General features: G+C 21.7%; 2 protein-coding genes and 1 pseudogene. All 3 read right to left on the bottom strand.

Annotated features, from left to right (window positions below):
• A pseudogene (locus RI68_RS02685) lies at window positions 1–190 on the bottom strand (hypothetical protein); the annotation flags it as partial.
• Entirely contained in the window at window positions 180–818 is a 639-nt protein-coding gene (locus RI68_RS02680) for a hypothetical protein (RefSeq protein WP_017193700.1), read from the bottom strand. The pseudogene RI68_RS02685 and the gene RI68_RS02680, both read right to left, overlap by 11 nt.
• Before the next feature lie 245 nt (window positions 819–1063).
• The coding region (locus RI68_RS02675; protein WP_038104742.1) for a hypothetical protein at window positions 1064–1391 on the bottom strand (328 nt) is incomplete at its 5' end.

The following is a 1391-nucleotide window of genomic DNA, read 5'->3' as shown; positions in this document are numbered from 1 at the left end:
GAACTTGAACAGGTGTTGGAACTTGAACAGGTGTTGGAACTTGAACAGGTGTTGGAACTTGAACAGGAGGTATTGGTATGTTTGGTAATTCAAAAAAGAACATAAAGAACGTGAATAACAATGATAAAATCATCAATAAAATAATAATTATTACTCCTATTAAAACTTTTTTTATTTTATTATTTTTCATTTTTTATTACATCCTTTTTTATTGTTTTTTTTCTATTTGTTGTTCTCTTTTCTAATTGGTTTAATTTAACATTTAATGAAACTATTTTTTCTAATAACATGTTTTGTTTTTGTATAGTTTCTTTTAAATTAAATAAATCATTTTGTAAAATATTTATTTCTTTTGGTGTTTCATTGTTAACCATTATTTTTTCTTGTTCAACAATTTTTATTGTTTTATTTTTTTTATTAAATAAAAACAATTTAAAAAATTTAATAATCAAAATGATTATTGTTTTAATAATTTTAATTGGTATATCCCAAATAATAAATTTAATTGTTTTTAAAATGCTTTTTATTACATCTAAAATAGAGGTTAAGAAACAAATAACAATTAAAATAACTACAAAAAATAATAAAGCTATGATAGCATTTCCTATAATGCCTAAACTAGACCACATATTTAAAAAACTAAAACTAACATTTTTAAGTTCTAATAAATTGTTGAAATTTGTTTTGACTAATGTTATAATGTAGATACAAAATACTTTTAATTTGTTGATTATATTAGGCAATTTATTTAAAAAATCAATCGCCCAATCCCAACCATTTTGAAAGTGATTTTGTAAAGAAAAAAATATTTGATTCATTTTTTCGAATCCTTTCATATTAGTAACTTTTAATTCTGTCCAGCGGCAAAACTAAACAAGAATTAAGAGTTCTTTTTTTTTGTACTTTTTTCACTTTATCAAATGAAAAAAGCCCTATACATATGCACTTGCGCGAACATATATATAAGGCTTCCAATTTATTATAACATCATTTATAATTATTGGTTTTTTTTAATTAGTATTCGTTGCGCAAGTGGATACTGTCTATATTCTAACACAATATTTTATTTTATAACATAATTATTTGAAAAGAAATTTTGTGCTAATTTATTTCTGTTTGCATCAGTTGTTGCAAAAACCATGTTTACACGTCTTTGAAATATTTGTTTTATTTCATATAAATTATCTTCATTTTTGATCCAATTTACCAAAAAATCTTGTATCATTTTATTTCTTTCTGCATCTGAAACATCTAATACTTCTTGTTTAAAATGTTGATAATCTTTTTCTTGTTCTTGTTCTTGAGCGAAAATATTATTTTGGAAAATTATTGTCATTATAGAAAATAAAATAATAGAAAAGAAAAATATTTTAGAAATAAAATCGCAAAGA

Source organism: Vaccinium witches'-broom phytoplasma str. VAC (genome assembly GCF_000309405.1).
GTDB lineage: Bacteria > Bacillota_I > Bacilli_A > Acholeplasmatales > Acholeplasmataceae > Phytoplasma.
The sequence above is the reverse complement of the archived record's forward strand: the minus strand, read 5'-3'. Positions and strand labels throughout refer to the sequence as shown.